Origin of the sequence: Ensifer sp. Root558 (assembly GCF_001427045.1) — a bacterium.
Classification (GTDB): domain Bacteria; phylum Pseudomonadota; class Alphaproteobacteria; order Rhizobiales; family Rhizobiaceae; genus Ensifer; species Ensifer adhaerens.
In genome coordinates this window covers 1-25553 of record NZ_LMGC01000037.1, presented here as the reverse complement: position 1 = coordinate 25553, position 25553 = coordinate 1, and the positions used below count along the sequence as shown (strand labels likewise).

At 64.1% G+C, this 25553-nt stretch carries 23 protein-coding genes; 9 read left to right on the top strand and 14 right to left on the bottom strand.

The window, feature by feature from the left end; genetic code table 11:
* Positions 1–31: 31 nt before the first annotated feature.
* Positions 32–1048 carry a zinc-binding alcohol dehydrogenase family protein gene (locus ASD63_RS31180; protein WP_060530392.1) on the top strand — a complete coding sequence of 339 codons (1017 nt, stop codon included), beginning with the start codon at positions 32–34 and terminating at the stop codon, positions 1046–1048.
* A 347-nt stretch (positions 1049–1395) separates the two neighbouring features.
* Entirely contained in the window at positions 1396–2277 is an 882-nt protein-coding gene (locus ASD63_RS31175; RefSeq protein ID WP_200953560.1) for an arginase family protein, read from the top strand.
* Here the strand turns inward: ASD63_RS31175 and ASD63_RS31170 are convergent.
* Both ASD63_RS31170 and ASD63_RS31165 read right to left on the bottom strand, forming a co-directional pair.
* Positions 2240–3289 carry a serine hydrolase gene (locus tag ASD63_RS31170; protein ID WP_060530390.1) on the bottom strand — a complete coding sequence of 350 codons (1050 nt, stop codon included), beginning with the start codon at positions 3287–3289 and terminating at the stop codon, positions 2240–2242. The two genes, ASD63_RS31175 and ASD63_RS31170, sit on opposite strands and share 38 nt — an antisense overlap.
* A gap of 97 nt (positions 3290–3386) precedes the next feature.
* Positions 3387–3959, bottom strand: a complete 573-nt coding sequence (locus ASD63_RS31165) for a TetR family transcriptional regulator (protein ID WP_060530389.1) — start codon at positions 3957–3959, stop codon at positions 3387–3389.
* Between the two features lie 89 nt (positions 3960–4048).
* Between ASD63_RS31165 and ASD63_RS31160 the strand changes: the two genes are divergently transcribed.
* The 4 genes from ASD63_RS31160 to ASD63_RS31145 all read left to right on the top strand — a co-directional run bounded on the left by ASD63_RS31160 (position 4049) and on the right by ASD63_RS31145 (position 7580).
* Complete coding sequence (locus tag ASD63_RS31160) at positions 4049–4957, top strand: SDR family oxidoreductase (RefSeq protein ID WP_060530388.1); 909 nt, start codon at positions 4049–4051, stop codon at positions 4955–4957.
* Between the two features lie 122 nt (positions 4958–5079).
* Positions 5080–5334 (top strand): hypothetical protein, encoded by a 255-nt coding sequence (locus ASD63_RS31155; protein ID WP_034805462.1) that lies wholly within the window; start codon positions 5080–5082, stop codon positions 5332–5334.
* 333 nt (positions 5335–5667) lie between these two features.
* On the top strand, positions 5668–6657 hold the full coding sequence (locus tag ASD63_RS31150; protein WP_060530479.1) for a murein L,D-transpeptidase family protein: 990 nt from the start codon (positions 5668–5670) through the stop codon (positions 6655–6657).
* Positions 6658–6740: 83 nt separating this feature from the next.
* On the top strand, positions 6741–7580 hold the full coding sequence (locus ASD63_RS31145; RefSeq protein WP_082566580.1) for a L,D-transpeptidase: 840 nt from the start codon (positions 6741–6743) through the stop codon (positions 7578–7580).
* A gap of 48 nt (positions 7581–7628) precedes the next feature.
* On the opposite strand, the gene ASD63_RS31140 is transcribed toward ASD63_RS31145, so the two are convergent.
* Positions 7629–8345, bottom strand: coding sequence for a L,D-transpeptidase (locus tag ASD63_RS31140; RefSeq protein ID WP_060530387.1), 717 nt, complete (start codon positions 8343–8345; stop codon positions 7629–7631).
* Positions 8346–8529: 184 nt separating this feature from the next.
* Positions 8530–9288 (bottom strand): L,D-transpeptidase, encoded by a 759-nt coding sequence (locus ASD63_RS31135; RefSeq protein WP_060522069.1) that lies wholly within the window; start codon positions 9286–9288, stop codon positions 8530–8532.
* 115 nt (positions 9289–9403) lie between these two features.
* Between ASD63_RS31135 and ASD63_RS31130 the strand changes: the two genes are divergently transcribed.
* Together ASD63_RS31130 and ASD63_RS31125 are read left to right on the top strand one after the other, a co-directional pair.
* On the top strand, positions 9404–10066 hold the full coding sequence (locus tag ASD63_RS31130) for a response regulator transcription factor (protein ID WP_034805456.1): 663 nt from the start codon (positions 9404–9406) through the stop codon (positions 10064–10066).
* Positions 10066–11439 carry an ATP-binding protein gene (locus ASD63_RS31125; protein ID WP_060530386.1) on the top strand — a complete coding sequence of 458 codons (1374 nt, stop codon included), beginning with the start codon at positions 10066–10068 and terminating at the stop codon, positions 11437–11439. Before ASD63_RS31130 ends, ASD63_RS31125 begins: the two co-directional genes overlap by 1 nt.
* Before the next feature lie 65 nt (positions 11440–11504).
* On the opposite strand, the gene ASD63_RS31120 is transcribed toward ASD63_RS31125, so the two are convergent.
* The 10 genes from ASD63_RS31120 to ASD63_RS31075 form a co-directional block, all read right to left on the bottom strand.
* The gene (locus ASD63_RS31120) at positions 11505–13175 is read right to left on the bottom strand and encodes an ABC transporter ATP-binding protein (protein WP_060530385.1); all 1671 of its coding nucleotides are present in this window, start codon (positions 13173–13175) and stop codon (positions 11505–11507) included.
* Positions 13172–14116: an acetamidase/formamidase family protein gene (locus tag ASD63_RS31115; protein ID WP_060521920.1), complete on the bottom strand. Its 945-nt coding sequence runs from the start codon at positions 14114–14116 to the stop codon at positions 13172–13174. The genes ASD63_RS31120 and ASD63_RS31115 overlap by 4 nt, the downstream gene beginning before the upstream one ends.
* 60 nt (positions 14117–14176) lie before the next feature.
* Positions 14177–15796 (bottom strand): ABC transporter substrate-binding protein, encoded by a 1620-nt coding sequence (locus ASD63_RS31110; protein ID WP_060530384.1) that lies wholly within the window; start codon positions 15794–15796, stop codon positions 14177–14179.
* Positions 15797–15825: 29 nt separating this feature from the next.
* Positions 15826–16746, bottom strand: coding sequence for an ABC transporter permease (locus ASD63_RS31105; RefSeq protein WP_034805440.1), 921 nt, complete (start codon positions 16744–16746; stop codon positions 15826–15828).
* A 1-nt stretch (position 16747) separates the two neighbouring features.
* Positions 16748–17596: an ABC transporter permease gene (locus ASD63_RS31100; RefSeq protein WP_060530383.1), complete on the bottom strand. Its 849-nt coding sequence runs from the start codon at positions 17594–17596 to the stop codon at positions 16748–16750.
* Positions 17596–18177 (bottom strand): ANTAR domain-containing protein, encoded by a 582-nt coding sequence (locus ASD63_RS31095; RefSeq protein WP_060530382.1) that lies wholly within the window; start codon positions 18175–18177, stop codon positions 17596–17598. Before ASD63_RS31095 ends, ASD63_RS31100 begins: the two co-directional genes overlap by 1 nt.
* Positions 18174–19310, bottom strand: a complete 1137-nt coding sequence (locus ASD63_RS31090; protein WP_060521916.1) for a transporter substrate-binding protein — start codon at positions 19308–19310, stop codon at positions 18174–18176. The genes ASD63_RS31095 and ASD63_RS31090 overlap by 4 nt, the downstream gene beginning before the upstream one ends.
* Positions 19311–19615: 305 nt before the next feature.
* Positions 19616–22108 carry a TonB-dependent receptor gene (locus ASD63_RS31085; RefSeq protein ID WP_177235707.1) on the bottom strand — a complete coding sequence of 831 codons (2493 nt, stop codon included), beginning with the start codon at positions 22106–22108 and terminating at the stop codon, positions 19616–19618.
* 93 nt (positions 22109–22201) lie between these two features.
* On the bottom strand, positions 22202–23143 hold the full coding sequence (locus ASD63_RS31080; protein WP_156624206.1) for a FecR family protein: 942 nt from the start codon (positions 23141–23143) through the stop codon (positions 22202–22204).
* Complete coding sequence (locus ASD63_RS31075; protein ID WP_034805426.1) at positions 23140–23664, bottom strand: sigma-70 family RNA polymerase sigma factor; 525 nt, start codon at positions 23662–23664, stop codon at positions 23140–23142. Before ASD63_RS31075 ends, ASD63_RS31080 begins: the two co-directional genes overlap by 4 nt.
* Before the next feature lie 560 nt (positions 23665–24224).
* Between ASD63_RS31075 and ASD63_RS31070 the strand changes: the two genes are divergently transcribed.
* Complete coding sequence (locus ASD63_RS31070) at positions 24225–25295, top strand: IS110 family transposase (protein WP_060530380.1); 1071 nt, start codon at positions 24225–24227, stop codon at positions 25293–25295.
* Positions 25296–25553: the final 258 nt, after the last annotated feature.

Sequence of the window (25553 nt, the reverse complement as noted above, 5' to 3'; positions counted from 1 at the left end):
CACACCTCTTCACCCCACAAAGGAGCAACTCATGAAAGCTGTCGCCCTCACCCGCTATCTCCCGGTTTCCGACCCGGAGAGTTTCCTCGATGTCGAGCTCCCGAAGCCGGAGCCCAAAGGGCATGATATCCTGGTCGCGGTCCGCGCCGTCGCGGTCAATCCCGTCGACGTGAAAATGCGCGCGCCGAAGGACAAGGTCGAGGAAACGCCGCGCGTGCTCGGCTGGGACGCAAGCGGCGTGGTCGAGGCCGTCGGTGCTGATGTGACGCTGTTCCAGCCGGGCGACGCCGTCTACTACGCCGGCGACCTGACTCGATCGGGATCCAACCAGCAGTATCAACTGGTCGATGAGCGCATCGTCGGGCGCAAGCCGAAGAGCCTGTCCTTTGCGGAAGCGGCCGCCCTGCCGCTGACGACGATCACCGCCTATGAGGCCTTCTTCGACCGGCTCGGCATCGACCGGGACGGCGCCGACGACGGCCAGTCGATCCTCATCGTCGGTGGCGCCGGCGGCGTCGGCTCGATCGGTATCCAGCTGGCAAAGCGCGCCGGCCTCACCGTCATCGCCACCGCCTCGCGGCCGGAAACCATCGCCTGGGTCAAGGAACTTGGCGCCGACCACGTGGTCAGCCACCGTGAACCGCTGGTCGCGCAGGTCCGCGCGCTCGGCTTTCCCCATGTCGACCACATCGCCATCTTCAACGACATGCGCCACTGGGACGACGCTGTCGAGCTGATCCGGCCGCAAGGCGGCATCGTTTCGATCGACAACACCGACGTGCCGATGCCGATGGCCGGCATGAAGACCAAGGCGGCGAGCCTGCATTGGGAGTTCATGTTCGCCCGCCCGATGCACCAGACGGCCGACATGATCGAACAGCATCGTCTGCTGAGCTTCGTCGCCGACGAGATCGATGCCGGACGGCTGAAGACGACGCTTGCCGAGGTGCTGTCGCCGATCAACGCGGCGAACCTGCGCGAAGCGCATCGCCGCATCGAAACCGGCGCTGCCAAGGGCAAGATCGTCATTGAAGGCTTTGCCGCCTAAGTGCACCAGCTGCCGATTTAAACGAAATCGCTTGCCGCGACATAGATTGCGGCAAGCACCTGTCACCTCTGGAATTTCCGCGGCACCCGCGCCGCGCCAAACGGCCGAGCGACATTGGCGGTCGCCGCGACCCGCGTCGCCCTGTGCACGGCAATCGCATCAACGCTCGCCCCGATGAAATTGCGATCGCGGCGCGATATCGATATATCCACGTAGATATATCGAATCTTCGAGGCTTCCCTTCAAACCAATCCCACAGATCCCCTCGAAAACGCTGAAACAGGCGGGCTTTGCAGGTGCGCCCAATACCGGCGTTAACGCCCACCGAAAATGCAAGGAGAATGCCCGTGCCTTATAAACTCGTCGTCTCCCAGGGACGCATCGCCGACAGAACGTCCGGCGCTATCCCCGGGGCGGCCCTGACGGCCGAAGCGCTGAGCAAGCGCACCGGGCTGCAGCCGACCGTTATCGGCAGCCCGTCACCGGCAAAGGAAGACGACTGGTCGGCAAGCCTGCCTGAGGCCGGGGAGACCCTGGCCGCTTTGCAGGCGGCGATTGCCGCAACACTTGCGCGGGGCAACAAACCACTTTTCATCGCCAATACCTGCTCCGCCAGCCTTGCGACACTGCCGGTCGTCGCGCGGGAACGCGCCGATGCGGTCTTGCTCTGGTTCGATGCCCATGGCGATTTCAACACGCCGCAGACCACCGAAAGCGGCTATCTCGGCGGCATGGTGCTGGCTGCCGCCTGCGGGCTCTGGGAGAGCGGCCACGGCAGCGGGCTGAACCCGGCAAAGGTCGTCATCGTCGGCGCGCGCGACATCGACCCCGCGGAGATGGATTTGCTGCGGCAGGCAGGCGTGTGCATCCTTTCGCCGACAGAAGCGACGCCGGAGGTCATCCTTTCGTTGATCGGCGATGCGCCGGTCTGGATCCATGTCGATTGGGACGTGCTCGAGCCGAAGCATGTGCCGGCCGCCTATGCGATCGGCGATGGCCTCTATCCGCAGACCTTGCGCGCCATCTTCGCGGCGATCCCGAAAGAGCAGATCGCCGGCATCGAACTCGCGGAATTCGAAGCGTCTGAGGCGGCGCTGAAGAATGAAGCTGCGATCGAATGCCTGCTCGGCGTCGTGGAGCCGTTGCTGGCTTGGCGCGGAGCGGCGTCGAGCCAGCGCCGCCGAAGCCGCGTCACCCGTCCGTTTCCGGATCGGCCTTTACGTTCGTGATGATCTCGCCGAGCACCAGATGCAGCGCGTCGCGGTAGCCGTTGCGGGCCGACGGCCCACTTTCGGCCGATGTCATCACCACCGTCAGATCCAGGTTCGGCACGATGTAGAGCATCTGGCCGCCATAACCCCAGGCGAAATGCACTTCTTCACCGGCGATCTGGCGCTCGAACCAGCCGTAACCGTACTCGTCGCCGGAGAAGCGCGAATTGGTTCGATGCTGCCAGGAGGCCGCGACCCACCCTTCCGACACCAGTTGCTGGCCTGACGCCGTGCGGCCGCCATTGCGATAGAGTTCGCCGAAGGCAAGCAGGGAGCGCGGGCTCATCGCCATCTGGTTGCCGCCAAGGTAGATGCCTTGCGGATCGCGATCCCAGGCCCCGATGCGGAAGCCCTCGAGCGGCCCCAGCCACGCGCGCGCGAGCGCCAGGGTCGACTTGCCGCTGACCTTCGTCAGGATCGCCGAAAGCAGATGGGTCGAGGCGGTGGAATAGAGCATCTCACCACCCGGATCGTCGTCGAAGGGCTGGGCAAGCGCCGTGCGCACCCAGTTCCGGCTGGCGACCCATCGCCCATAGTTCGGCCCCGAGAGACGGCCGAGTCCGGCCTGCATCGAAAGCAAATGACCGATGGTGATGTCGTTGATGCGCGGATCAGGCGAGGCCGGCAGGTCCTCCTTCAGGATCGGCGCGATCTTCTGCTCCGGACCTTCGAGCAGCCGCTTGTCGATGGCGATGCCGACCAGCGCCGAGATGATCGATTTCGACGCCGACTTGATGTTGGTCGAGTCCGTCACGCGGTTGCGGCCGTAACCACGCTCAGCGACGATCTTGCCGTCGCGGGCGACGATCACGGTCTTCAGGGGATCAAGCTCTGACCGTGAGGCCAGTTCGTCCAGCAAGGCCGAAATCGGCGATGGCGTCTGAGCCGCGACCGGCAAGGCGACAAGCGTTGAGACGACGAGTGCCAAAGTGGCGATGCGGGCAACGAGGACTGCGACAAATCTGATCATGGATCAGCATCTAAGACCAGCTTGCGCCGCCGTCATCCACCGCACGGCCATCTCACGGCGATTTGACAGACCGGTGAGCACGCCACTGCCGCAGTTGTCAGCCTGCCGGCCGTCTCGCAAAAGCTTCGACGAAGCGCGTCAGGCTCTGCTCGACAAAGGCCGTGACCGGCACCTGCGGGTCGAAGCTCCACCAGAGCAAGGATCCCTGCCATTGCGACGCCATCAGCAGACCGAGCCCCGGGCTCGCAGCGGGAAGGCCGGCGAGGCATTCGTCGAGCACGCCCGAGAGCACGTCGCGCCACTTTGCGCCGCGGGCACGGAGCAACGGATCGCGCAGGTCCTCCCGCAGAATCCGGAGGTCGTCGGCATAGCTGTCGATACCGCCATAATCGCCCGAGAGGCCGACGAGCAGCGCGATGGCGCCCTCCGGCGTCCGCGGCACGCTCGCAATCAGCTCCGCTGTCTGCCCGTCCAGCCCGTCCCAGGCCTGGCTGAGCGCCCGCTGGATCAGCTTCGCCTTGTTCTCGAAGCGCTGCACCAGCGTGGCGCCCGAAAGGCCCGTACGTGCAGCCAGCGCCGCGAAGGTCAGGCCATCTGGACCATCGGCCCGCATCAATGCGAAGGCGGCGGCCAGCAGCTCTTCGTCAGGCATGGTTTTTGGGCGAGGCATCTTGACTCTCATTTATAACCGAACAATCATTTATATATCACCCGAGCAGGAAAACGCCAGCCGGCAAGCGGCCGCGAAGGAGAAGAATCATGACACTCGAAGCAAAAGTCGCCCTCGTCGCTGGCGCGACGCGCGGCGGCGGACGCGGCATCGCGACCGAACTTGGCGCCGCCGGCGCCACCGTTTACGTAACCGGCCGCACCACGCGGCAACAGCAATCCGATTACGGGCGTCCCGAAACGATCGAGGAAACCGCCGAGATCGTCACCAGCCTCGGCGGCAAGGGCATTCCCGCCCAAGTCGACCATCTGCAGCCGGCGCAGGTACAGGCGCTTGTCGAGCGCATCCGCAGCGAACAGGGACGGCTCGACATCCTCGTCAATGACGTCTGGGGCGGCGAGTTGCTGTTCGAGTGGAACAAGTCGGTCTGGGAGCACAATCTCGAAAACGGGTTGAAGCTCCTGCATCTCGGCGTCGATACGCACCTGATCACCGCCCACTATGCCCTGCCGCTGATGATCGAGAAGCCCGGCGGCCTCTTGGTCGAGGTGACCGACGGCACCGCCGAATACAATGCCGAGAACTACCGGCTGTCGCCGTTCTACGACCTTGCCAAGGTTTCAGCGAACCGCATGGCCTGGGCCCACGCCAAGGACCTTTCGCCGCACGGCGCAACCGCGGTTTCGATCACGCCCGGCTGGATGCGGTCGGAGATGATGCTCGAACATTTCGAGGTCGGTGAAGACAACTGGCAGGACGCCACAAAGAACCAGCCGCACTTCGTCATTTCGGAAACGCCACGTTTCGTCGGCCGCGCCATCGCGGCGCTCGCGGCCGATCCGGACAAGTCCCGCTGGAACGGCCAGTCGCTGTCGAGCGGCGGGCTGGCGCAGGTCTACGGGTTTTCCGATCTCGACGGCTCGCGGCCCGATTGCTGGCGCTACATGCGCGAGGTGATGGAGGCGAACAAGCCGGCCGACGCAACCGGCTATCGTTAGGCGTTGCCGCCAAAACCCGTCACCGGCAAACTTGAAACGACGGGCGGCCTCCTATAGTTCGGTGTTTCGGGCAACCAAGCGCCGCCGCCCGGATGTGGCAGCGCTATCGAGTGTGATTGAACATGGCATCGCGGGATCGGTATTCGAGAAAGCTGGAATGCGCCAAATGCGGAGCCGCCGGCTTCGCCGAAGCGTCGGAAAACGACAAAGGCAAGGGCAGCAATCGCGGCTTTACCATCGACGTGATGCCCAAGGGCTTCTCGACTGAACGCACCTCTCCCGACCCCGCCAAGCACATGGTGCGCTGCCGCTGCGGCAACGTCTTTGCCTTCAAGCAGAAGACCGTCTATGCGCCCGGCAGTGAGCCGCGGGACTGACGCAGCGGGACTTTTCCGGCGCCCGCGTTGAGAAAAAATTCACCATCTTGTCTCAACATCGACCCAATCGGCGGTCAGCTATGGCAGCGCGCGTTCAAGAATTTTTGATCGCGAGCACCAGGGACAAAGGCTTGCAGCCAGGGCTGTCACCGCTTAATCGCTGAACTTGAGGCTGAACCGAACTGCGTCGAACGCAACCGGCCGGCACACACGCCACACGAAGGACGCTTGGTGGCGGAAGCATTTCCAGGAGCCCGCATGCGGCGCGAGACGATCAAGAGCCCTTCTTCCGAGACACCTCAGGCCGGCAGGATATTCGCGCAGGTGCGACGGATGCGGCATGCCTTGGCGATCGGCGCGATGGCCCTGGCGCTGTCCGGCTGCATGGCGCTCGACGCCGACGACGTGCGCGAGCCACCGCCGATCCCGGCCAAGCTGATCGCCGCCATGGCGAAGAACGGCAGCAAGCCGGAAAGCCCGGTGTTGATCCGCATCTTCAAGCAGGAAAGCGAACTCGAAGTCTGGAAACAGAATAAGCAGGGCCAGTACGCGCTGCTGAAGACCTATCCCATGTGCCGCTGGTCGGGAAAGCTCGGCCCGAAGATGAAGTCGGGCGACCGCCAGGCGCCGGAGGGCTTCTACCACGTCTCCGCCGGCATGCTGAACCCGAAATCGCAATATTTCCTGTCGTTTAACCTCGGCTACCCGAACCGGCTGGAATCGGCGCTCGGCTACACCGGTGAAGCGCTGATGGTGCACGGCGCCTGCTCGTCGTCCGGCTGCTACGCCATGACCGACCAGGGTGTCGGCGAAATCTATTCCGTGGTGCAACGCGCGCTCGCCGGCGGCCAGGGCACGTTCCAGGTTCAGGCCTATCCCTTCCGCATGACGGCGGAGAACATGGCCAAGCACCGCGGCGACCCGAATTTCGACTTCTGGAAGAACATCAAGCAGGGTTACGACATCTTCGAGGCGACGAAGCGCCAGCCGAAGGTTTCGGCCTGCGGCCGCCGCTACGTCTTCAACACCGATTTCGCCGATGGCGAACCGTCCGACCCGCTTGCCGCCTGCCCGGCGGCGATCTCCACGCCCGATGCCGGACTGGTGGCACGACTGCAATCGGAGGACGCGAAGCTCGCCGGCATGATGACCAACCAGACGTCGGCGCCGCTGAACGCCTATGTCGATGGCGGCATGCATCCGAGCTTCCGGGCGCTTCTTGAGAAAAACGGTGCTGAAAAGCTGGCCGCGAAGATCTCGGGAACTAAGTACCCTATCAGCCGACCCGAAGCGGCGCTGGCGGACCCCTACGCCGGCCTGTGATCGTTCCGTCGGCTGGCGACGCACAATTGACTTAAAAGGTCGGTTGCATCGCCGGTAGCGAATAGAGGACGATCGAGGATTACATGCCCGAAAGAGAGTTCCGCCGCCGCGCCTTCCTGCAGCTTTCCGCCGGGTTGGCGGCCGTTGGTCTCGCCGGCTGCGCCTCGCCGCGGCCTACTGTGACGCGCTCCTATGCGCCGGAACCGGTTCCCGAGACCAACACGTTCCTGGCCGACATGTACGGCGAGAAGCCGAACGAGCCCTACCCGCTGCCGGCCATTCCCTACGAGAAGATCGATCCGCGCTTCTACCGCCAGATGGTCGCCGATCCGACCGGCGAAAAGCCGGGAACGCTGGTCGTCGACGTCGGCAGCCACTTTCTCTATAGGGTCTATGAAGGCGGCCAGGCGATGCGCTACGGCGTCGGCCTCGGGCGTGCCGGTTTCGCCTGGGCCGGGCGCGGCGTCATCCAGTACAAGCGCGAATGGCCCCGCTGGAAGCCGCCGAACGAGATGGTGGCGCGCCAGCCCGAGCTGCAGCAATTCAGCATCGAGGCGGGCGGCATGGATCCCGGCCTCAAGAACCCGCTCGGCGCCCGCGCCATGTACATCTTCCAGAACGGCGAAGACACGCTCTACCGCATTCACGGCTCGCCGGAATGGTGGACGATCGGCAAGTCGGTGTCGTCGGGCTGCGTGCGCATGATCAACCAGGACGTCGTCGATCTCTACAACCGCGTGCCGAACGGCACGCCGATCGTCGTCACCGATCTCTCGGGCGGCGGCATGGTGCAATCGCAGCCGATGCAGGACGCGCAGCCCCTGCCGGATGGGCAACCATTGCCGGACTCCCAGCCGGTGCAGCGGTCGCCCGACTATATGCTGATGGGGCCGGACGGGCTGCCGCTTCCGCAGCCACTTTGAGGCAATCCGTCCGGCAAGGGCGCAGAAATTACGCCAGATTGTCGCCCATCACAGGACGAGCAGCGGCGTCTTGCCTCTGACGCGATCATAGAGATCGATCGCGTCCTGCTGCAGCATCCGCACGCAGCCCGCCGACGCGTTCTTGCCGATCGAGCGCCACTGCGGCGAGCCGTGGATGCGGTAAAGCGTATCCTGGCCGTCCTGGAAGATATACATGGCGCGGGCGCCGAGCGGATTGTCGAGGCCCGGATCCATGCCGCCGGCATCGATGCCGTATTTCTTGAGGTGCGGCTGGCGTGCGACCATGTCGTCGGGCACCGTCCAGCGCGGCCACTTGCGCTTCCAATGCACGACGGCACGCCCCTTCCAGGCGCGGCCGGCCGCACCAAGACCGACGCCGTAACGGATGGCGCGGCCGCCGGGCAGGACGTAGTAGAGGAACATCGTCTGGGTATCGACGACGATCGAATGGGGCGGCTCGTTGGTGGCATAGGCCACTTCCTGGCGCAGGAACTGCGGCTTGATCTCGGTGTGCTGGATGCCCGGGACGTCGTAGCCTTCGTCCTTCACCGGCGCGTAGATCCTGGCATAGTCGAAGGTCTTCGTCGGCACGCCCGCCGCATCCGCCGCCTTTTCCGGCGAGCCGCCATCACCGCCGATCGGCTCGATCAGCTTCGGTTTCGGTTCGGGTTTCGGGATCTGCGTGCAGGCGCTCAAAACAGAGCTGGCGATCACCGCGAGCAGCGACCGGCGGGACAAATTCATCGACACTGTATTCAATTCCAGGGTTGGAGATTTCGGTTGGGAGGTCCGAGGGGAGGCCCAAGGCTGTTGGGCCGAACCGTGACCGAAATGTGGTGAAAATCTTTCTTTGGCGTGGATCGCTTGCGCGAGGCGGTACTCGTTTTCGAAGTGTTGCAGAATTCCCGCGCTCGCTGCCTGCCCTCACCTAACCGATCGCCATGTCGCCCTTGGTCGGATCCGGAATGACGACGATGGTGCTGCCGTCGCGGACCTGATCATGGAGGTAGACGACATCCTGATTGAGCAGGCGAATGCAGCCGGAAGAGACCGCCTTGCCGATCGAAAATGCCTCGGGACTGCCATGGATGCGGTAGAGCGTGTCCTTGCCGTCCTTATGGATATAGAGCGCGCGGGCGCCGAGCGGGTTCTTGATGCCCGGGGGCATGCCGCCATTGGCGATGCTGTAGGGCTGGAGTTTCGGCTGACGCGCGACCATCTCGTCGGGCGGCGTCCAGCGCGGCCATTTGCGCTTGTAGGCGACGATCGCCCGGCCCGACCAGGCAAAGCCCTCGCGCCCGACGCCGATGCCGTAGCGCATCGCCCGCCCGCCCGGCAGCACGTGATAGAGGTATTTCGCGGGCGTATCGACGATCAGCGTGCCGGGCCGCTCACTGGTCGGATAATCCACCTCCTGCCGCCAGAACTTCGGATCGACCTCGGCGATCTTCACCTCAGGGATCGGAAACTGCTCGTCGGGCATCGCATAGTACATCGGCGGCACCGTCCGGCCGGCTGAGGGGCGGACGGGCGTGACGGCTGCCGGCACCACCGCCGGTGTCGGGCGGGCGGTCGCGCAGCCGGTGACGATCAGCGAGGCCGCGCCGATGACAAGGCTGCGGCGGGTCAGCGTGATGCCGGTCTTGTGATCGGCCGTGGAGGAAGAAGGCTCGTGTGCTTCGGTCATATCGGGCATTCAACGATTCGATTGTTGCAATGCCGCCTCAGAGGGAAGTCCTACCTTAAGGCTGCCTTAAGGGAGCGATTAAAGGATCGCGCTCTCAGAAATGTTAGGAGTAGCGATGCGAGTCCTGATCGTCGAAGACGACGATATCCTTAGAGACGGCCTGAAGGTCGGCCTGGCGCTGGCGGGCTTCACCACCGATGCCGTCGGCACCTGCGATGCGGCCGCGACGGCGCTTGCCGCCAACGGCTTCGACGCGGTCGTGCTCGACCTGATGCTGCCCGACGGCTCCGGTCTCGACATTCTGCGGGACCTGCGCGCCAGGCAGAGCGACATTCCGGTGCTGCTGTTGACCGCACGCGACACCGTGCGCGATCGCGTCGCCGGCCTCGACACTGGCGCCGACGACTATCTCGGCAAACCCTTCGACCTCGACGAGGTCGCCGCCAGGCTTCGGGCGCTGGCGCGACGCTCCAGCGGCCGGGCGAGCGCCGCGCTGGAATGGTCGACGCTCAGGCTCGATCCGGCCAGGCAATCGGTGGAACAGGCGGGCAAGCCGGTGCAACTCTCGCGGCGCGAATATTCCATCCTGCATACGCTGATGTCGCACCCGGGGGTGATCTTCTCCAAGACCAAGCTGGAAGACAAACTCTACGGCTGGCAGGAGGAAATCGAGAGCAACGCCGTGGAGGTGCACATCCACCATCTGCGCAACAAGCTCGGCCCGGGACTGATCGAAACCATCCGGGGCATCGGCTACCGGCTGGGCGGAGCCGGCTGATGCAATCGCTGCGCGCCCGGCTTTTCGCCATCCTCCTGATCACGACGGGGCTCCTGTGGCTATCGGCCACCGTCTGGATCTTCCTCAGCACCCGCGCCGAAGTCGAGCGCGTGCTCGACGCGCGGCTGATGGAGGCGGCGCGCATGGTGAATTCGCTGATCGTCAGCCCAGACATGATGAAGGAAGAAGGCGACACCCATGCCAACCGCCCGGCACAGAGCGCGATCAGGATCCCGCTGCTGGAGCACCCGCATTACGACCGGCAGCTCTCCTGCCAGATCTGGTCGCTGGACGGAACTCTGATCGGCAAGTCGGACAGCGCGCCCGACACAACGCTTGCGCCCCACGCCATGGGCTTTTCCGAAACCGTCATCAACGGCGAGACCTGGCGTGTCTTTGCGGTGGAGAATGCGAGCCTCGGCGTGCGCGTTCTCGTCGGTGACAACCTGCGCATCCGCGACCGGCTGGTCAACGACCTGGTCAAGGGGCTGTTGCTGCCGGCGCTGCTGATCATTCCGCTTCTGGCCGTGCTGATCTGGCTCTGCGTCGGGCGGGGCCTCGCGCCGCTGCGCAAGCTTGCCGGCGACCTTGCCGCGCGTGAAGCCTCCGACCTGCACGCGATCGAGGACACCGGCACGACGCGCGAGATCAGCCCGGTCTTGAAGTCGCTGAACGGCCTTTTTGCCCGTGTCGCCGGCGCCCGCGAGCGCGAGCAGAATTTCATCGCGTTTGCCGCCCACGAGTTGCGTACGCCGCTGGCGGGCCTCAAGACGCAGGCGCAGGTGGCGCTCGCCAGCGACGACGGCGAAATCCGCGAGAAGGCGCTCGGCCAGATCGTCGCCGGTGTCGACCGGACCGGCAAGCTGGTGCGGCAACTGCTCGATATCGCCTCGGTCGAAGCCACCGAGAGCGGCAGGCCGGCGGCCGGTTTTGATGTCGGCGAGATGCTGACAAGTCTTCGCACCGAACTCGCCGGCCAGGCGCGTCGCGTCGATGTTGTCGTCGACGGGGCGATGTCCGGTCTCAGGATCAATATGGATCCGGACCTCTTCCGGCTCGCGGCGCGCAACCTGCTCGAAAACGCCATCAACCATTCGCCACCGGGCGCAATGGTCTCTTGCCACGCCGAGATACGAGGCCAGCATCTCGCAATCGCGATCGACGACGAGGGGCCTGGCATCCCCGAGGAGGAAATGCCGCGCGTGACCGAGCGCTTCTTCCGCGGCCGGTTCAAGGCGGCGGCCGGCAGCGGGCTCGGCCTCAGCATCGTCGAGCGTGCGCTTGACCGAACCGGCGCCGAACTCGAACTGCGCAACCGACCGACCGGCGGCCTCTCGGCTCGCATCGTATTGTCGCAAGGCCTCGCGCCGTGAGCGATCGGGATTGTTTCAAACAGAGGGGATGCGGGCGGAGACCGCACGCGTTTTGTCGTCTCGCTCTAAGCGCTTTTCCGCATCGGCGGGTCCGGCAGCGGCACCGCGGCCATCAGCGCCCGGGTGTAGGCGTCCTGCGGATCCTCGAACACGGCGCGGCGCGTTCCCATCTCGACGATGCGGCCGCCGCGCATGACGGCGACATGGTGCGACATCCGCTCGATCACAGCCATGTCGTGCGAGACGAAGAGATAGGCAAGACCCATCGTCTCCTGCAGTTCGAGCATCAGATCAAGCACGCGTGCCCGCACTGACACATCGAGCGCGGCCACGCTTTCATCCGCGACAATAAGCTTCGGATTGACCGCCAGCGCGCGGGCAATGCAGATGCGCTGCCGCTGTCCCCCGGAGAACTCGTGCGGATAGCGGCTGGCGGCATCGGGCCCAAGCCCGACACGGCGCAACAGATCGGCGACGCGATCCGTGCGTTCGCTGCGATTGCCGATGCCATGGATGAGCAGCGGCTCGGCGATCGCCGCCCCGACCGCCATGCGCGGGTCGAGCGAGGCATAGGGATCCTGAAAGATCATCTGCGCGGAGCGGCGCACGGGCCGCATCTGGCGTTGCGACAGCGCGCCGATCTGCTGGCCGTCGATCGCCACATCGCCATCGAATGGAATGAGGCCGAGTACCGCCTTGCCGGTGGTCGACTTGCCCGATCCGCTTTCGCCGACGAGCCCCAGCGTCTCACCGGGGAAGATGTCGAAGGAAACGTCGCTGACGGCGGCGGCCAGCTTCTTTCCGCCCAACAGTCCGCTGGGCTTTTTTCCGTAGTGGACAGCGAGGTCACGCACGGACAGGACCGGGCTCGCCGCCCGCGGGACGGATGCCGCAGCCGTTGCGGCGATGCGCGGCGGGCCGTCGGTGCCGGCATGCGCCCCCAGCCTCGGTACGGCCGCCAATAGCTCCTGCGTGTAGCGCTCGCGCGGCGAGCGGAAGATCGGCAGCACGTCGCCCTGCTCGACGATGCGGCCCTGCTGCATGATGACCACGCGATCCGCCATCTGCGCGACCACGCCCATGTCATGGGTGATCAGCACGATCGAAGCGCCGAATTCCCGCTTCAGTTCCTTCATCAGCGTCAGGATCTGCGCCTGCACGGTAACGTCGAGTGCCGTCGTCGGCTCGTCGGCGATCAGCACCTTGGGTCGGCACGAGAGTGCCATCGCGATCATCACGCGCTGCCGCATGCCGCCGGAAAGCTCGTGCGGATATTGCGTCATGCGCCGCGCCGGCTCGGTGATGTGCACCGCATCCAGCATGCGCAGGGCGACGGCACTCGCCGTTCCCCCCTCGGAACCCTGATGTTCGCGAATGGCCTCGGTCAGTTGCTCGCCGATCGACATCACGGGATTGAGCGATGTCATTGGCTCCTGAAAGACCATCGCGACATCGCCGCCGCGCACGCTGCGCATCGCACTGTTGGAGAGCTTCGAGAGTTCGCGCCCTTCGAGCTTGATGCTGCCGGAGGCGATCCGCAGCGAGGCTTTCGGCAGGAGCCCCATGACAGCAAGCGAAGTCACGGATTTGCCCGAGCCGCTCTCGCCGGCAATGCACAGCGTTTCGCCGCTCATGAGGTTGAAGCTGACGGCATCAAGGACCCTTCGCGGCCCTTGCGGCGTCAGCGCATCGACGCAGAGGCCATCGATGCCGAGCACGGGTGCTGCCGTTGTCACGAAAAGACGATCCTCGGGAAGTAGAAGGAAACGACCCAGTTCGGAGCGTCGACGATCTCGCTGATGCGGAGGTCGCCGCAGACCGAGCAGAGCAGATAGGCATCGACCGGACTCAAGCCGTGTTCGGCGCCAAGCAGGTCGATCATGCGCATCAGGCTTTCGCGCGCGCCGGTCATCAGATCCGGGCCGATGCCGGTCGTCACCTCGTAACCGGCAGCATCCAGATGACGGGTCACCGGACCCGGCGTAGTGAACCGCGGGCTGGCGAGACGGGCACCCTTGACGAGCTCGATCGTGGCTTCGACCTCCATCTGGCTCTCGATCGCGGTGCCACAGACCTCGCCGTCGCCCTGGGCTGCGTGGGTGTCGCCGATGGAAAACAGCGCGCCCTCCACCTCGACCGGCAGATAGAGGGTGACGCCCGATGTGAGATCGCGAATGTCGAGATTGCCGCCGACCCGGCGCGGCGGCACCACCGAATGCAGGCCCGGTTCGGCCGGCGCGACGCCGATCGTGCCGGCGAAGGGCTTCAACGGCACGCGGCCGCCCGGTCCATAGAGCGCCGGCGCCATGGTATTCGCATCATAGGACCACATGTGCAGCGCCGGATCGGTGAACTGATCGGCGAGCAGGCCGAAGCCCGGAATGTTGGCCGTCCAGCCAACGCCCGAGGGCACGAAGCGGCGGATCGTCACCTTCAGCGCGTCGCCGGGCGCAGCACCTTCGACATAAACAGGCCCCGTCACCGGATTGATCTTCTCGAAATCGAGCGAGGCCAATGTGTCGAGCGTCGAGCCAGCGCCGAGCTGCCCGCCGGAAGAATCCAGGCATTCGAAATGGATGGTCTCACCGGGCTTGGCGATCAGCGTCGGCTCGAAGTCGCGGTTCCAGCCGAAATGATGCTTGGCGCGATGGATGGTGTGTGTGCAGGCAACGCACATGAAATCTCTCCCAAACTCATGAAGAGGCTCCCCGAAGACGACCTCCGGAGAGCCCGACGCTTATTGCTTCACGAAGATCGCGTCGTAGTTGATGACCCGGGTCGGATCGACGTAGATCTCGCCCTCGCCACCCATTCGCGGCGACTTGGCGACGACGCGGCGCTCGTTGGTGACGGGCACCCACGGCGCATCGGCCATAATGTCGGTGAAGATCTTGCCCCATTCCGCCTGTCGCTCGGCCGCCTTTGCCGGATCGGACATGGAATCGGCGGCAACGGCGCGCTTGTCGAGTGCCTCGTTGCAGTACCACGACCAGTTCCAGCCGCCCTGGACCGCACCGGAGCAGCCGAGGATCGGGCCGTAGAAGTTCGACGGGTCCGGGAAGTCGGCGATCCAGGCCATACCACCCGACCAGATCATCGGCGCTTCGCCTTCGGTGCCGCCGGCGGCAATGACGTTGGCCTGGGCCAGCGCCCGCACCTCCGCCTTGATGCCGATGGCGGCCAGATCCTGCTGGATCGCCTGGGCGATGCGCGGCTGCGGGTCGGTGTTGGTCGAATAGAGCACCGTCTCGAAGCCATCGCCATGTCCGGCCTCGGCGAGCAGGGCCTTCGCCTTCTCGACGTCATAGTCATAACCGGTGAACGCCTTGTCGTAACCCGGCATCAGCGGCGGCAGCGGCTGGTTGGCGGGCGTCGCGCGACCATTGAGGATGCGGGTGATACGCTCCTTGTTGATCGCCATATTGACGGCCTGACGAACCTTTACGTCGTCGAAGGGCTTCACCTTGGTGTTGAGCGTGACATAGCCGGTATGGAGCTGCTGTCCATCGACGATAATCTCGGCGCCTTCAGGCGAATTCTTGATTTCGAGGAATTTTGCCGGCGGAATACCGTCCCCGGCAATATCGACCTCCCCCTTCTGCAGTCGCAGCAGCGCCACCAGCGGCTCCTGGCCGACCTCGACCGTGAACTTGTCGATATTCGGCATGTCCTTGACGAAATAGTCGGGGTTGCGCTCGAAGGTCAGGCTCTGACCGACGGTCCAGTCCCTAAGGACGAAGGTGCCGGAGCCGACCGGCTTCTTGCCGAAGTCGCCGGCGGCAGCCTCGACCGCTTCCTTTGGCACGACCGAGGCGAAGTTGACGGCGAGCACGTGCAGGAAGGTTGCGTCCGGGCGCGACAGGTGGAAGACGACAGTCGCATCATCCGGCGCCTCAATGCCTTCAAGCGTCGCCGCCTTGCCGCCCGAGAGATCGTCGAAGCCCTTGATCGCGCCGAAGAAACCGGCGCCCGGCCCCTGCGTCTTCGGGTCGACCGCCCGTTCGATCGAATACTTCACGTCCGAGGCGACGATCTCGCGGCCGTTGGTGAATTTCACGCCCTTGCGCAGCTTGAACGTATAGGTCAGGCCATCCGGCGCGACGTCGAAGGTTTCGGCGAGCGACGGCACCAGCTCGGTGGTACCCGGCTTGTAGTCCATCAGGCGCGAGAACAGGCTCTTGATCATCGACCAGTTGACCCAGTCGTAGCCGATGGCGGGATCGAGCGTGGCGATATCGTCCTTGTAGGTGATGACGATATCTCCGCCCTGTTTCGGCGCATCCTGTGCAAGGGCCGAGAGCGGTGCTGCGAGCAGTGCCGCAGCGACGGTTGAAGTTCGAAGCCAGCTTTTGAACATTGTTGTTCCCCTTTTTGGTTGGTTTCGGATTAGCGGGCGCGGATGCGCGGATCGATGAGCGGCGCGACGAGGTCGGCAAGGAGGTTGCCAAGCACGATCGCGAGCGCCGAGACGAGCGTCACCCCCATGATGATCGGAATGTCGACCTGCTGGATCGCCTGCCAGGCGAGCTGGCCGATGCCTGGCCAGCCATAGACGGCCTCGACGACAACGACCCCACTCATGAATTGGCCGATATCGATGCCGATCATGGCGATGACGGGTAGAAGCGCGTTCGGCAGCGCATGGCGGAAGATGATGCGGAACGAGGACAGGCCCTTGGCACGTGCGGTGCGCACATAATCCTGGTTCAAGACGTCGATCATCGCCGAGCGCACCATGCGCGCATACCAGCCGGCACCGAGGATGCCGAGCGTCAGCGCCGGCAGGACCACATGGGCGAAGCTGCCGAAGCCGCTCATCGGGAACCAGGCGAGCGTGACCGCGAAGACATAGAGCAGCAAAAGGGCCGCAACGAATTGCGGTGCCGAGACGCCGACGAAGGATGCCATCATCACGAGCCGATCGACGAAACCGCCGCGCCGGATGGCCGCGACGACACCGAGAAACACGCCGAGCAGGACTTCGACGAAAATTCCGGCCGCCATCAGGATCAGCGTTGCCGGCAGGCGCGCCGCGATCAAGGTACCGACATCGGTCTTCTGCGCGTAGGAGCGACCGAGATCGCCCTGCACCAGCCCCTGGAGATAGCTCCAGAACTGAACGAGCAGCGGCTGGTCGAGCCCGAGTTCCCGACGAATGTTGGCGACCGTCTGCGCCGTTGCGCTGCGCCCGGCGATCATGCGCGCCGGGTCGGCGGGAAGCGCATAGAGCAACAGGAAGGTGATGGCGGCAACGCCGAGCAGGATGAGCGCGGTCTGCACGAGACGGCGCAGCAGAAGGAATGCCATCTCAGCCCCTCCCGCGTTGCGTCGGGTCGAGGATATCGCGGAGCGCATCGCCGACCAGATTGAAGGAGAGCGCGGTCAAAAGGATGACGGCGCCGGGGATGAACACCAGCCAGGGCGCGGCCTGGAAATAGCTCTGGCTCTCGAAGATGATGTTACCCCAGGAGGGTGTCGGCGGCTGGACGCCGATGCCGAGGAAGGAGAGCGTCGCTTCGAGCAGCACCGTGGTTGCGATGCCGAGCGTGCCCCAGACGATCGCCGTCGGCACCAGATGCGGCAGGATGTGGTGAAACAGGATGCGCCCGTGGCCGGCACCGAGCGAGCGCTCGGCGAGGATGAAGTCGCGTTCAACCAAGCCACGGGTCTCGGTATAGACGATGCGGGCGACCTGGACCCAGTTGACGAGCGCGATCACCATGGCGACGATCCAGAGGCTTGGGCGCAGCAGTGCGGCAAGCACGATCGCCAGCAGCAGCGCCGGAAAGGCCATCATCAGGTCGGTGAAGCGCATCAGTGCGCTGCCGATAAGGCCCCGCATGTAGCCCGAGAGAATGCCGATCATGAGCCCGATCGAGACGGCAACGCCATTGGCGACGAGGCCGATGACGAGCGAAGTTCGGGCGCCGTAGAGCAGGCGCGAAAAGAGGTCGCGGCCGAGCGTATCGGTACCGAGCAGGAACTGAGCACTCGGCGGCAACGGCGCGCCTTCGAGCGTCAGCCCGTCGAACATCTGTTCGTCCGGGCTATAGGGGGCAACCAGCGGAGCGGCCACAGCGAGCATGACGACCAGTGCCACGACGACGAGACCGAACAGCGCCGCCGGCTGCCTGAACATGGATTTCAAAACCTGCATCAACCGGCCTCCGGCAGGGGCTCGGCACCGCCGAGGATGGAACCGGCGATCTGCTCCATCGACAGGCGCTTTTTCATCGCGCAATTGCGCAGGATTCCATAGGCTTGTTCTTCGTTGACATGGCAGGCCTGACCGATCTTCTGCACGGCGGCATGAACGAGCGGGCGCATGCGCACCCGTTCTTCGAGATGGGCGATCTTGTCGGCGACGGCGCGGCGCTCCTCGTGGATCCCAACCGCCAACACCAGGGCCGGGTAGACCGCCGAGGACGCGACCGGCTTGGCGATGATGGCCGCAACCCCCTGCCCCATCGCCCAGGCGACCCGGCCCGGTGCTTCCGAGCCGAGCAAGGCGATCAGCGGCCGTGGCGCCTGTTCGTCCTTCCAGGGCAAGAGCCCGCTCCAGCCCTGGTCAGCGTCGACGAGGATGATATCGGGCAGGTCGCGCGCATCGAGCGGCTGCCATTGTACGGTGACGTCGAAGCCGAAGAGCTTGAGCTGTCGCACCAGCCGCTCCGTCGTCTGGTCTTCGCGGTGCAGGATTGCCGCACGCCAGCCGGTGAAGTTCGGTGTTTCCCTCATGAGACGATCCGCAATTGGGGCGCCTTGCGCTTGCGCTGGCCGGTCAGATAGGGGTCGGCGGCAATTGACGGCAGCGATGTGACGATGTCGAAGCCTCCGTCGTCGCTGATGCGGCCGAGATGGAACGGCAACGCCGCATGGTGGGTCTGCGGATCGATCCTGAGCGGGCCGAGCACACTCTGATGCGCCGCTGCCGAAACAAGCTGCGTGATCGTCGCAGGATCGTCGACGCCCGCCTCGATGATCGCCTCGGCGCAAAGCTTGACGGAGGCATAGGCGCTGGCAAACAGGCTGGAGATGCGCCGCCCGGGGCCGAAGCGACTGGCAACGCGCAGCTTGAAGGCCGCATTGTCGGGCGAAACCACCGTGTCGAAATAGGAGGCGGCACAGAGCTGGCCGGTCGCGACCCCGAGGCCGATATCCGTCAGCTCGCACTCCTGAAGGTCGCAGCTGACGACCGGGCAGTTTTCCGGCCGGAACCCCGGATCGCGCACGGCGAGCGCCCGGATCGCCGCGTGGAATGCGTAGCTGGAAGGACCGACGAGATTATTGAGGATGAAGCTCGGCCGGCGCTGCTCGATTTCGGCGACGATCCGCTCGACCGCGGTTTCCTCGAGCGGCAGGTAACGCTCGCCGAGGATTGCGCCGCCGGCTTCCTCCACCAGCTCACGCGCCAGGCGGTTCATTTCCCAGCCCCAGACATAGTTTGCGCCGATCAGATAGGGCCGGTTGCCGAAACGCGGCAGCAGATAGTCGAGCAAGGGCAGCAAATGCTGGTTCGGGCAGCCGCCCGTATAGATCACGTTGTCGTTTGCCTCGAAGCCCTCATAGGGGCACATGTACCAGAGCAGGCCGTCGTGCTTTTCGACAAGCGGAATGACCTCCTTGCGAGCGAGCGAGGTGATGGTGCCGATGATGTGGCGGCATCCGTGGTCGCGCAGCAGCGATCTGGCGCCTTCGAGATAACGGTCGATATTGGCTTCCGGATCGATGAAAACCGGCTCGATCCGGCCTGGATGGCTTGCCGCAATCTCCTCGATCGCCAGTTCCGCGCCATCGCGACAGTCGCGGCCCATCGTCCCGTAGGGCCCGGTCGTCGAATAGAGGATGCCGATCTTTACCGCGCCGCTCATGTACCCGCCAAAAACCAAAAACCCCACGACGCCGGGCCCATCGAAGATGGGGGCATCATGGGGCGAAACTGCCCGTCGACCATCGAGGTCATGTGAATGGATTGATCATGCTCAATCTGAGAGCATGATTAAGATACGGGCAATCGACGGCTGTCAAGCAAGGATTGGCAAGCTCGCAACCTATTATACGCAACTTTACAGACAGAGGCGGGTGGAGCACCGCAATCAAGCGCCACTGCTGCGCGGAGGCGCGTAGGAGGACATTCGGCCGGCCCGCATGCCGGCCGGCCGGGTCCATGTTCCGGTCAGAACTTGCGGCTGATCGCGATCTTGAAGTTGCGGCCGGGCATCGCCGAGATCCCGTCGCTGAGATAGGGCTCGTAGTATTTGTCGAAGATATTGTCGACCGCGAGATGCACTTCGCCACCCTCCATGAAGCCCGATGTCGGCGTCCAGTCGAGGAAGAGGCCGTGCACCGCATAGCCGGCACTCGGCGGGCGCGCGTAGGTCTGTCCGCCCTGATTGTAGGGCGTGCGGTTCTGGTCGTCGACGAAGGTGCCTGTCCAGCCGAAGGCGAGGTCCTGATCCGGTACCTTGATCCCGGCCGTCGCGATCACGGTCAGGGGCGCCAGATCGTTGATATAGGTGTCCGGTCCCCAGACGTTGTTGACGGCGCCGGTCCGCTCGCCGGTCATCCAGGACACGCCGAGATCGGCGAACATACGCTCGGTCTCGTAGTGCGCCTGCCACTCGATGCCGCGGATATCGTAGGACGGCGTGTTCCAGTAAAATGGCACGTTGCCGGTAACGTCGGCGAGGTTGGCCGTGCCGAACCGGCGCGTTACCGGATTGGAGACGTGGTTGTTGTAGACCGAAATACGCGTCGACAGCATGTCGTCGGTCGTCAGCACGTCGTTGAAGCTCAAGTCGACACCAATGTTGAAGGTGCTGTTACGCTCGACCTCCAGATCACGGCTGGTGCCGGAAGCCTTGGTAAGCACGCTCTGGGTCGAATAGATTTCGTCAATGTTGGGCACCCGCATCGCATAGGCCCAGTCGGCAAAGAACCGCACCGACGACGTGGCTTCCCATGACAGGCTGATCGCCGGCGTCACACCCTGGTGCGACACGGCGGAATAGTCGTGCCCGGCCAGCGGATTGTTTAACCGCGGCGCCTCGTTCGGCACGCCCTTCGAGCGCACATGGTCGTAGCGCAGGCCCGGCGTCACGGCAAACGTGTCCGTCAGTCCGATCCGATCGCGAACGAAAGCGGCAAAGGTCTTCTGCGAGCCCTCGGGCATGAACCAGGGGGCGTAGGAGCCGTAGTTGTACTGCGCCTGGGTGCGGTTGGCGATGTCATACATCCAGATGTCCCGGTCATGATCCAGGTACTGAATGCCATAGTTCAGGCTGTGCGACAGTCCGCCGAGCGTGAAGTTGGAGGTATTCTCCGCTTCGAACTTGATGTCGGTGTAGGTGGCATCGTTTTCGTAGCCGCCGACGGATGCGCTGGGGTTGAGCCCCGGAATGTCGGGCCGCTTCGCATGCTGGCCGGTCGACGAGAAGCTCCCCATCATGCGGTAATTCACCAGGTCGCTGTCGCCCGTATAGCTATAGGTAAGCGTCGAGGTGAAATCCTCGATTTCACGCCAGGTGAGAAGCCGGCGCATCGCTTCCTTGTAGCCGTAGCGGGTGATGTTGTAGTCCGACGGCGCCGACTGGCCGCGGATGGCGGCCACGGGTCCCCAATTGTCGTTTTGGCCGTAGGCGACCGTCCCCCTGATCTCGTGGCCGTCATATGCGGCACCGACATTGGCAAGCAGGGTGGTCAGCTTCGAGTTGGAATAGTTGTAGACCTCGCCGCCGCCGACGCGCATGTCGTCGCTTTTGCGCCATGTGCCGGCCAGAAGGCCATCATAGGTGATGGGGCCGCCGAAATCCGACTTTCCGTAGAGCGCGCCGGTTTCGAGAAACTGCTTGTTGGCACTCTGGAAACCGGACTTGGCCCAGACGCCCCATTCTTCGCCGGGCCTGAGCATGTCAGCCGCGTCCTTGGTCTCCATCAGCACCGTGCCGCCGAAGCCGCCATTGCCGTAGCGCACCGATGTCGCGCCCTTTTCGATCTCGACGCGCTTGAGCAGTTCGGGCTCGATGAAGACTGTGCCCTGGTCGTACTTCTCGAAATTCTTCGGCGCGCCGTCGAGGATGATCCGCACGTCAGACTGCCGGGCAAAGCCGCGGATGGCGAGCGTTTGTCCTTCGATGCGCACGCCACCGCCCATCGACACGCCGGGCGTCTTCTGCAGCAATTCCGGAAGGCTCGATGCCTGGGCCTTTTCGATGTCCTCAGCATCAAGGACCGCGATGTTCGGCGCGCGGTCACCGTCCTTGGCGTCGCCGCGGGCGACAATGGGCGCGAGCTTCGTGCCTTCGCCGTCTGCCGGCGTCGCGGCTTCCACCGCACCCATCAGTTTCACCGTCGAGCTGCCGACGAAACGATAGCGGACGCCCGTTCCGCTCAGCAACCGCGCCAGCGCCTCTTCGGCCGTCATCTCGCCGGAAAGGCCTGGCGTGGTGACCCCTGAGGCGACCGAGCTGTCGAACACCACCTGCAGCTTGAGCTGTGAGGCCAGGCGATTGACGGCCGTCGTCAGCTTGCCCGCAGGTACGTCGACGTGATGCCGCACCGCATCTTGCGCAAGAGCGATGGTGGTGGTGAGGGCAAACACGGTGCCTGCCATCAGCAGGTTGAGAATTCCGGATTGGCGGCGGCGGCCGGTCGTATTCGAATATGACATGATGGTTCCAGACAGAGAGATGGCCGAAACGGCCGGGGTCTGGTTTCTGGACGAACGAGGTGCCGGTTCAGGGACACCTCGTCCTCGATTTTTTTAGCGCAGGATCGTGACGTAGCGTCCGATCCGGGTGACCTTGACGTCGAAGGCTTCGGCAAGACCTTGCAATGCGCCGACGGGATCGGAGAGATCGAAGCTGCCGGACACCCGCCTGGCGCCGACGCCGGCATCGGCGATCAGGATCTTGCCGGGAACGTAGCGCCCGATTTCCTCGACGACGGACGCGATCGTGCGTTCCTCGAAAACCAGGCGCCCCTGCCGCCATGCTGCTGCCACGAATGGATCGACCGGCGTGACATCGCCGAGCCGGCCGTCATGGTCGTAGCTGACCTGCTCGTTGACCGCGACGCGGCGCGGCGGCATTGCCGCGTCCGTCGCGACCGATACGGCGTGTTCGAGAACGGTGACGCTGGTGCCGTCGTCGGTGAGGTTGACGTCGAATGCCGTCCCGAGTGCCGTCGTCGTGCCGCCTCCGGCCTTAACGACAAAGGGCCGTTGGCTGTCGGCCGCGACCTGGACGAAGGCCTCGCCACGCAGCAGCACGATCCGCCGCTCGGCGGAAGTGAACTGATAGGCGACGGCCGACTGGGCGTTGAGCTGCAGTGTCGAGCCATCCTCAAGGGTAAGAATCGGCCTTTCACCCTTGCCGGCGATGACGTCCGCCTGCATCCACAGGGCGCCGTCGAGCGCAACAAAAATGCCGGCGCCGACGCTGACGATGGCCGCCAGCGCTGTTGCGGTTTTTCGCCGCGTCCCTGTCCGCTTCACCGCCCTTTGGGCGAATTCCGGTTCGCGCCGGATCAAGAGCGATGCGTCACCGATCGCCCTTTGAGCGCGCGCAAAAATCTCGGCATGGGCAGGATCCTCCGCGCGCCAGCGTTCGAAGGCGAGCTGCAACGCTTCACCGTCGGGATCACCCGTCAGGCGGACGAGCCAATCCACCGCCTGCTCGCGCATCCTCCTGTCGCGCGCCGTCACAACACCTCCTCCAACCGGTCGAGGCAATGCAGATAGGCCTTGCGCAGATGCCGGTCGACCATGTTGCGACTGATCCCTGTGCGCATGGCGATTTCGTCCGAGGTGAGGTTGCCGATGCGGCTTGCGAGAAAGACGCGCCGCCGCTGCAGCGACATGTCCATGATCGCCCTCTTCAGGATCGCCAGCCGCCGGGGAAGATCGATGTTGGCATCAGGCGCAGTGATATCGCTGGCGACAGCCAGAGCGTCTTCTTCGCTACCGGAGAAAAGCTTGAACTCGAAGCGGTCGCGCCGCAGCCGGTCGATACCGAGATTGGCACAGGCGCGGCGCAGAAACGCCCTGAGCGACGACTTGCCCTCAAGCGGCGTGCGCCGATCGACCAACCGAACATAAAGCTCGTGAACGACCTCGTTCGCGGTTGCCGCCTGGTGACCACGCCGCCGCGTCATCGCGCAAAGCTCGTCGTAGTAGGCGACGATCGCGTCGTCGAGCATCAAATGCGAAGATGATTTCTCTGGCATGATAGGTTTCAGGGCCGATCCGGAGCCGTCGGCAGAGCGAAGATGAGAGACAGGGCGCGGTGCAGACGAGGCAGCGCCGGCGTTCATTAGCGCGCCCGTGCGGTGCGCACAACAAATATGAGTATTGTACTCATCTTTAATTTCCGAGGCCGTCAGCAGTGCAACTAGCTCGAAAGGAGGCGTTGACCTCAGGGCTCAGAGTGAGACCCTCAGGCAGGGTTCACGCCGGTTATCAGCAAGAGCCAGATCTCCGGGCGACAAGAACCGAAAGGAGGTGGCATGAAAGAGACCGCGTCCGCTGAGAGAACGGATCACTGAGATGCAGGTGATGATTGAGGGACAGCCACGCTTCCGGCCTTTCGGCTTAGGACGTTTCACCAAGATCGTCTCAATATCTTGGCCGCAAGGATGCTTCAACGAAGGAGGTGGCATGAAAGAGACCGCGTCCGCTGAGAGAACGGATCACTGAGATGCAGGTGATGATTGAGGGACAGCCACGCTTCCGGCCTTTCGGCTTATCCTGTTGGGGTTTTGGAGATCTCAACACGGGAGTTGGAAGCATGACTGCGTCCTATGATTACCATATCGGSGTYGAYTACCACAAATCCTAYAGCCATCTGGTGGTGCAGGACAGCAGCGGCAAGACGCTGCGCTCCGGCCGGGTGAAGAACGATCGCCAGTCGCTCGGCGGGTTTCTCGAGCGGTACCGCGAAAACAGCCATGCGGTTGTCGAGGCGACGCGCAACTGGATGGTTATCTACGACTGGCTCGACGACATTTGTGATGATGTCGTTCTCGCCCACCCGTTGAAGGTCAAGGCGATCGCCGACGCCAAGATCAAGACCGACAAGATCGATGCGACCGTGCTGGCGCATTTGCTGCGCGCCGACCTGGTGCCGGAAGCCTGGGCGCCAAGCGAGCGGTCGCGGGACCTGCGTGTCGCCCTGCGGGAGCGGATGTTCTACGTGCGGCTGCGCACGATGACGAAGAACCGCATCGTCACGGTGTTTGATCGCTATCCGGAGCAGACGGCGCAACTGAAGACGCTCGGCGATCTGTTTGGTAAGGCCGGCCGCATTCAGCTTTCGCAGGTCAACGTCTCTGAGATCGACCGCATCCAGATCGACCGTGGCCTCGCTTTCATTGGCGMCATCRATGAGCGGATCAAGCAGTCGGAAGCGACGATCCGGGCGATGACCAAGGCCAATCCCAACGTGAGGCTGTTGAAGACGATCCCCGGCATCGGCGAGTTCTTCGCCCGTCTGATCGACGCGGAGATCGATGACATAGCGCGGTTCCGCAACCCGAAGAAGCTGGCCGCCTATGCSGGGCTGGTGCCCTCGACCTATTCGAGCGGCGGCAAGACCTATCACGGCAAGATCATCAAGCAGGGCAACAAGTGGCTGCGCTGGGCTTTTGTCGARGCGGTCACCCCGGCGATCGCCAGCGATCCACAGCTTCGCGCCCAATATGAGCACCTGAAGATCAGAGGAACCAACAAGGCGCGTGTGGCGATGGCGCGCAAGCTTTTGACGATCGCCTTCCAGATCCTGCGCGACCAGCGCGCTTACGAGCCGCGCGGCGAAAGCATCATCACGGAAGGCGCGTCAATGAAATCCCGACTGTCCTGATGACTTTCTAGCGAGCCTAGCAGTGCCGGGCTGCGCTCCTCAAGGAGAATGGGAAGCCGGGAGCCGAACGCCACTCTGTGACCGAAGCCAAGCCATCAGGTCACGCATTGGAGAATGGTTCAGAACCGAAGGACGGCCCTGTCCAGCGGAACGAAGACCATTGAGCCGATCGGCAAAAAAGGCCGGTCAGAACAAAACCGAACCCAAGGAAAGCCGCCAACTCAAGGCGTTCTGCCCCTTGCGTTCTTTCATTGGAGA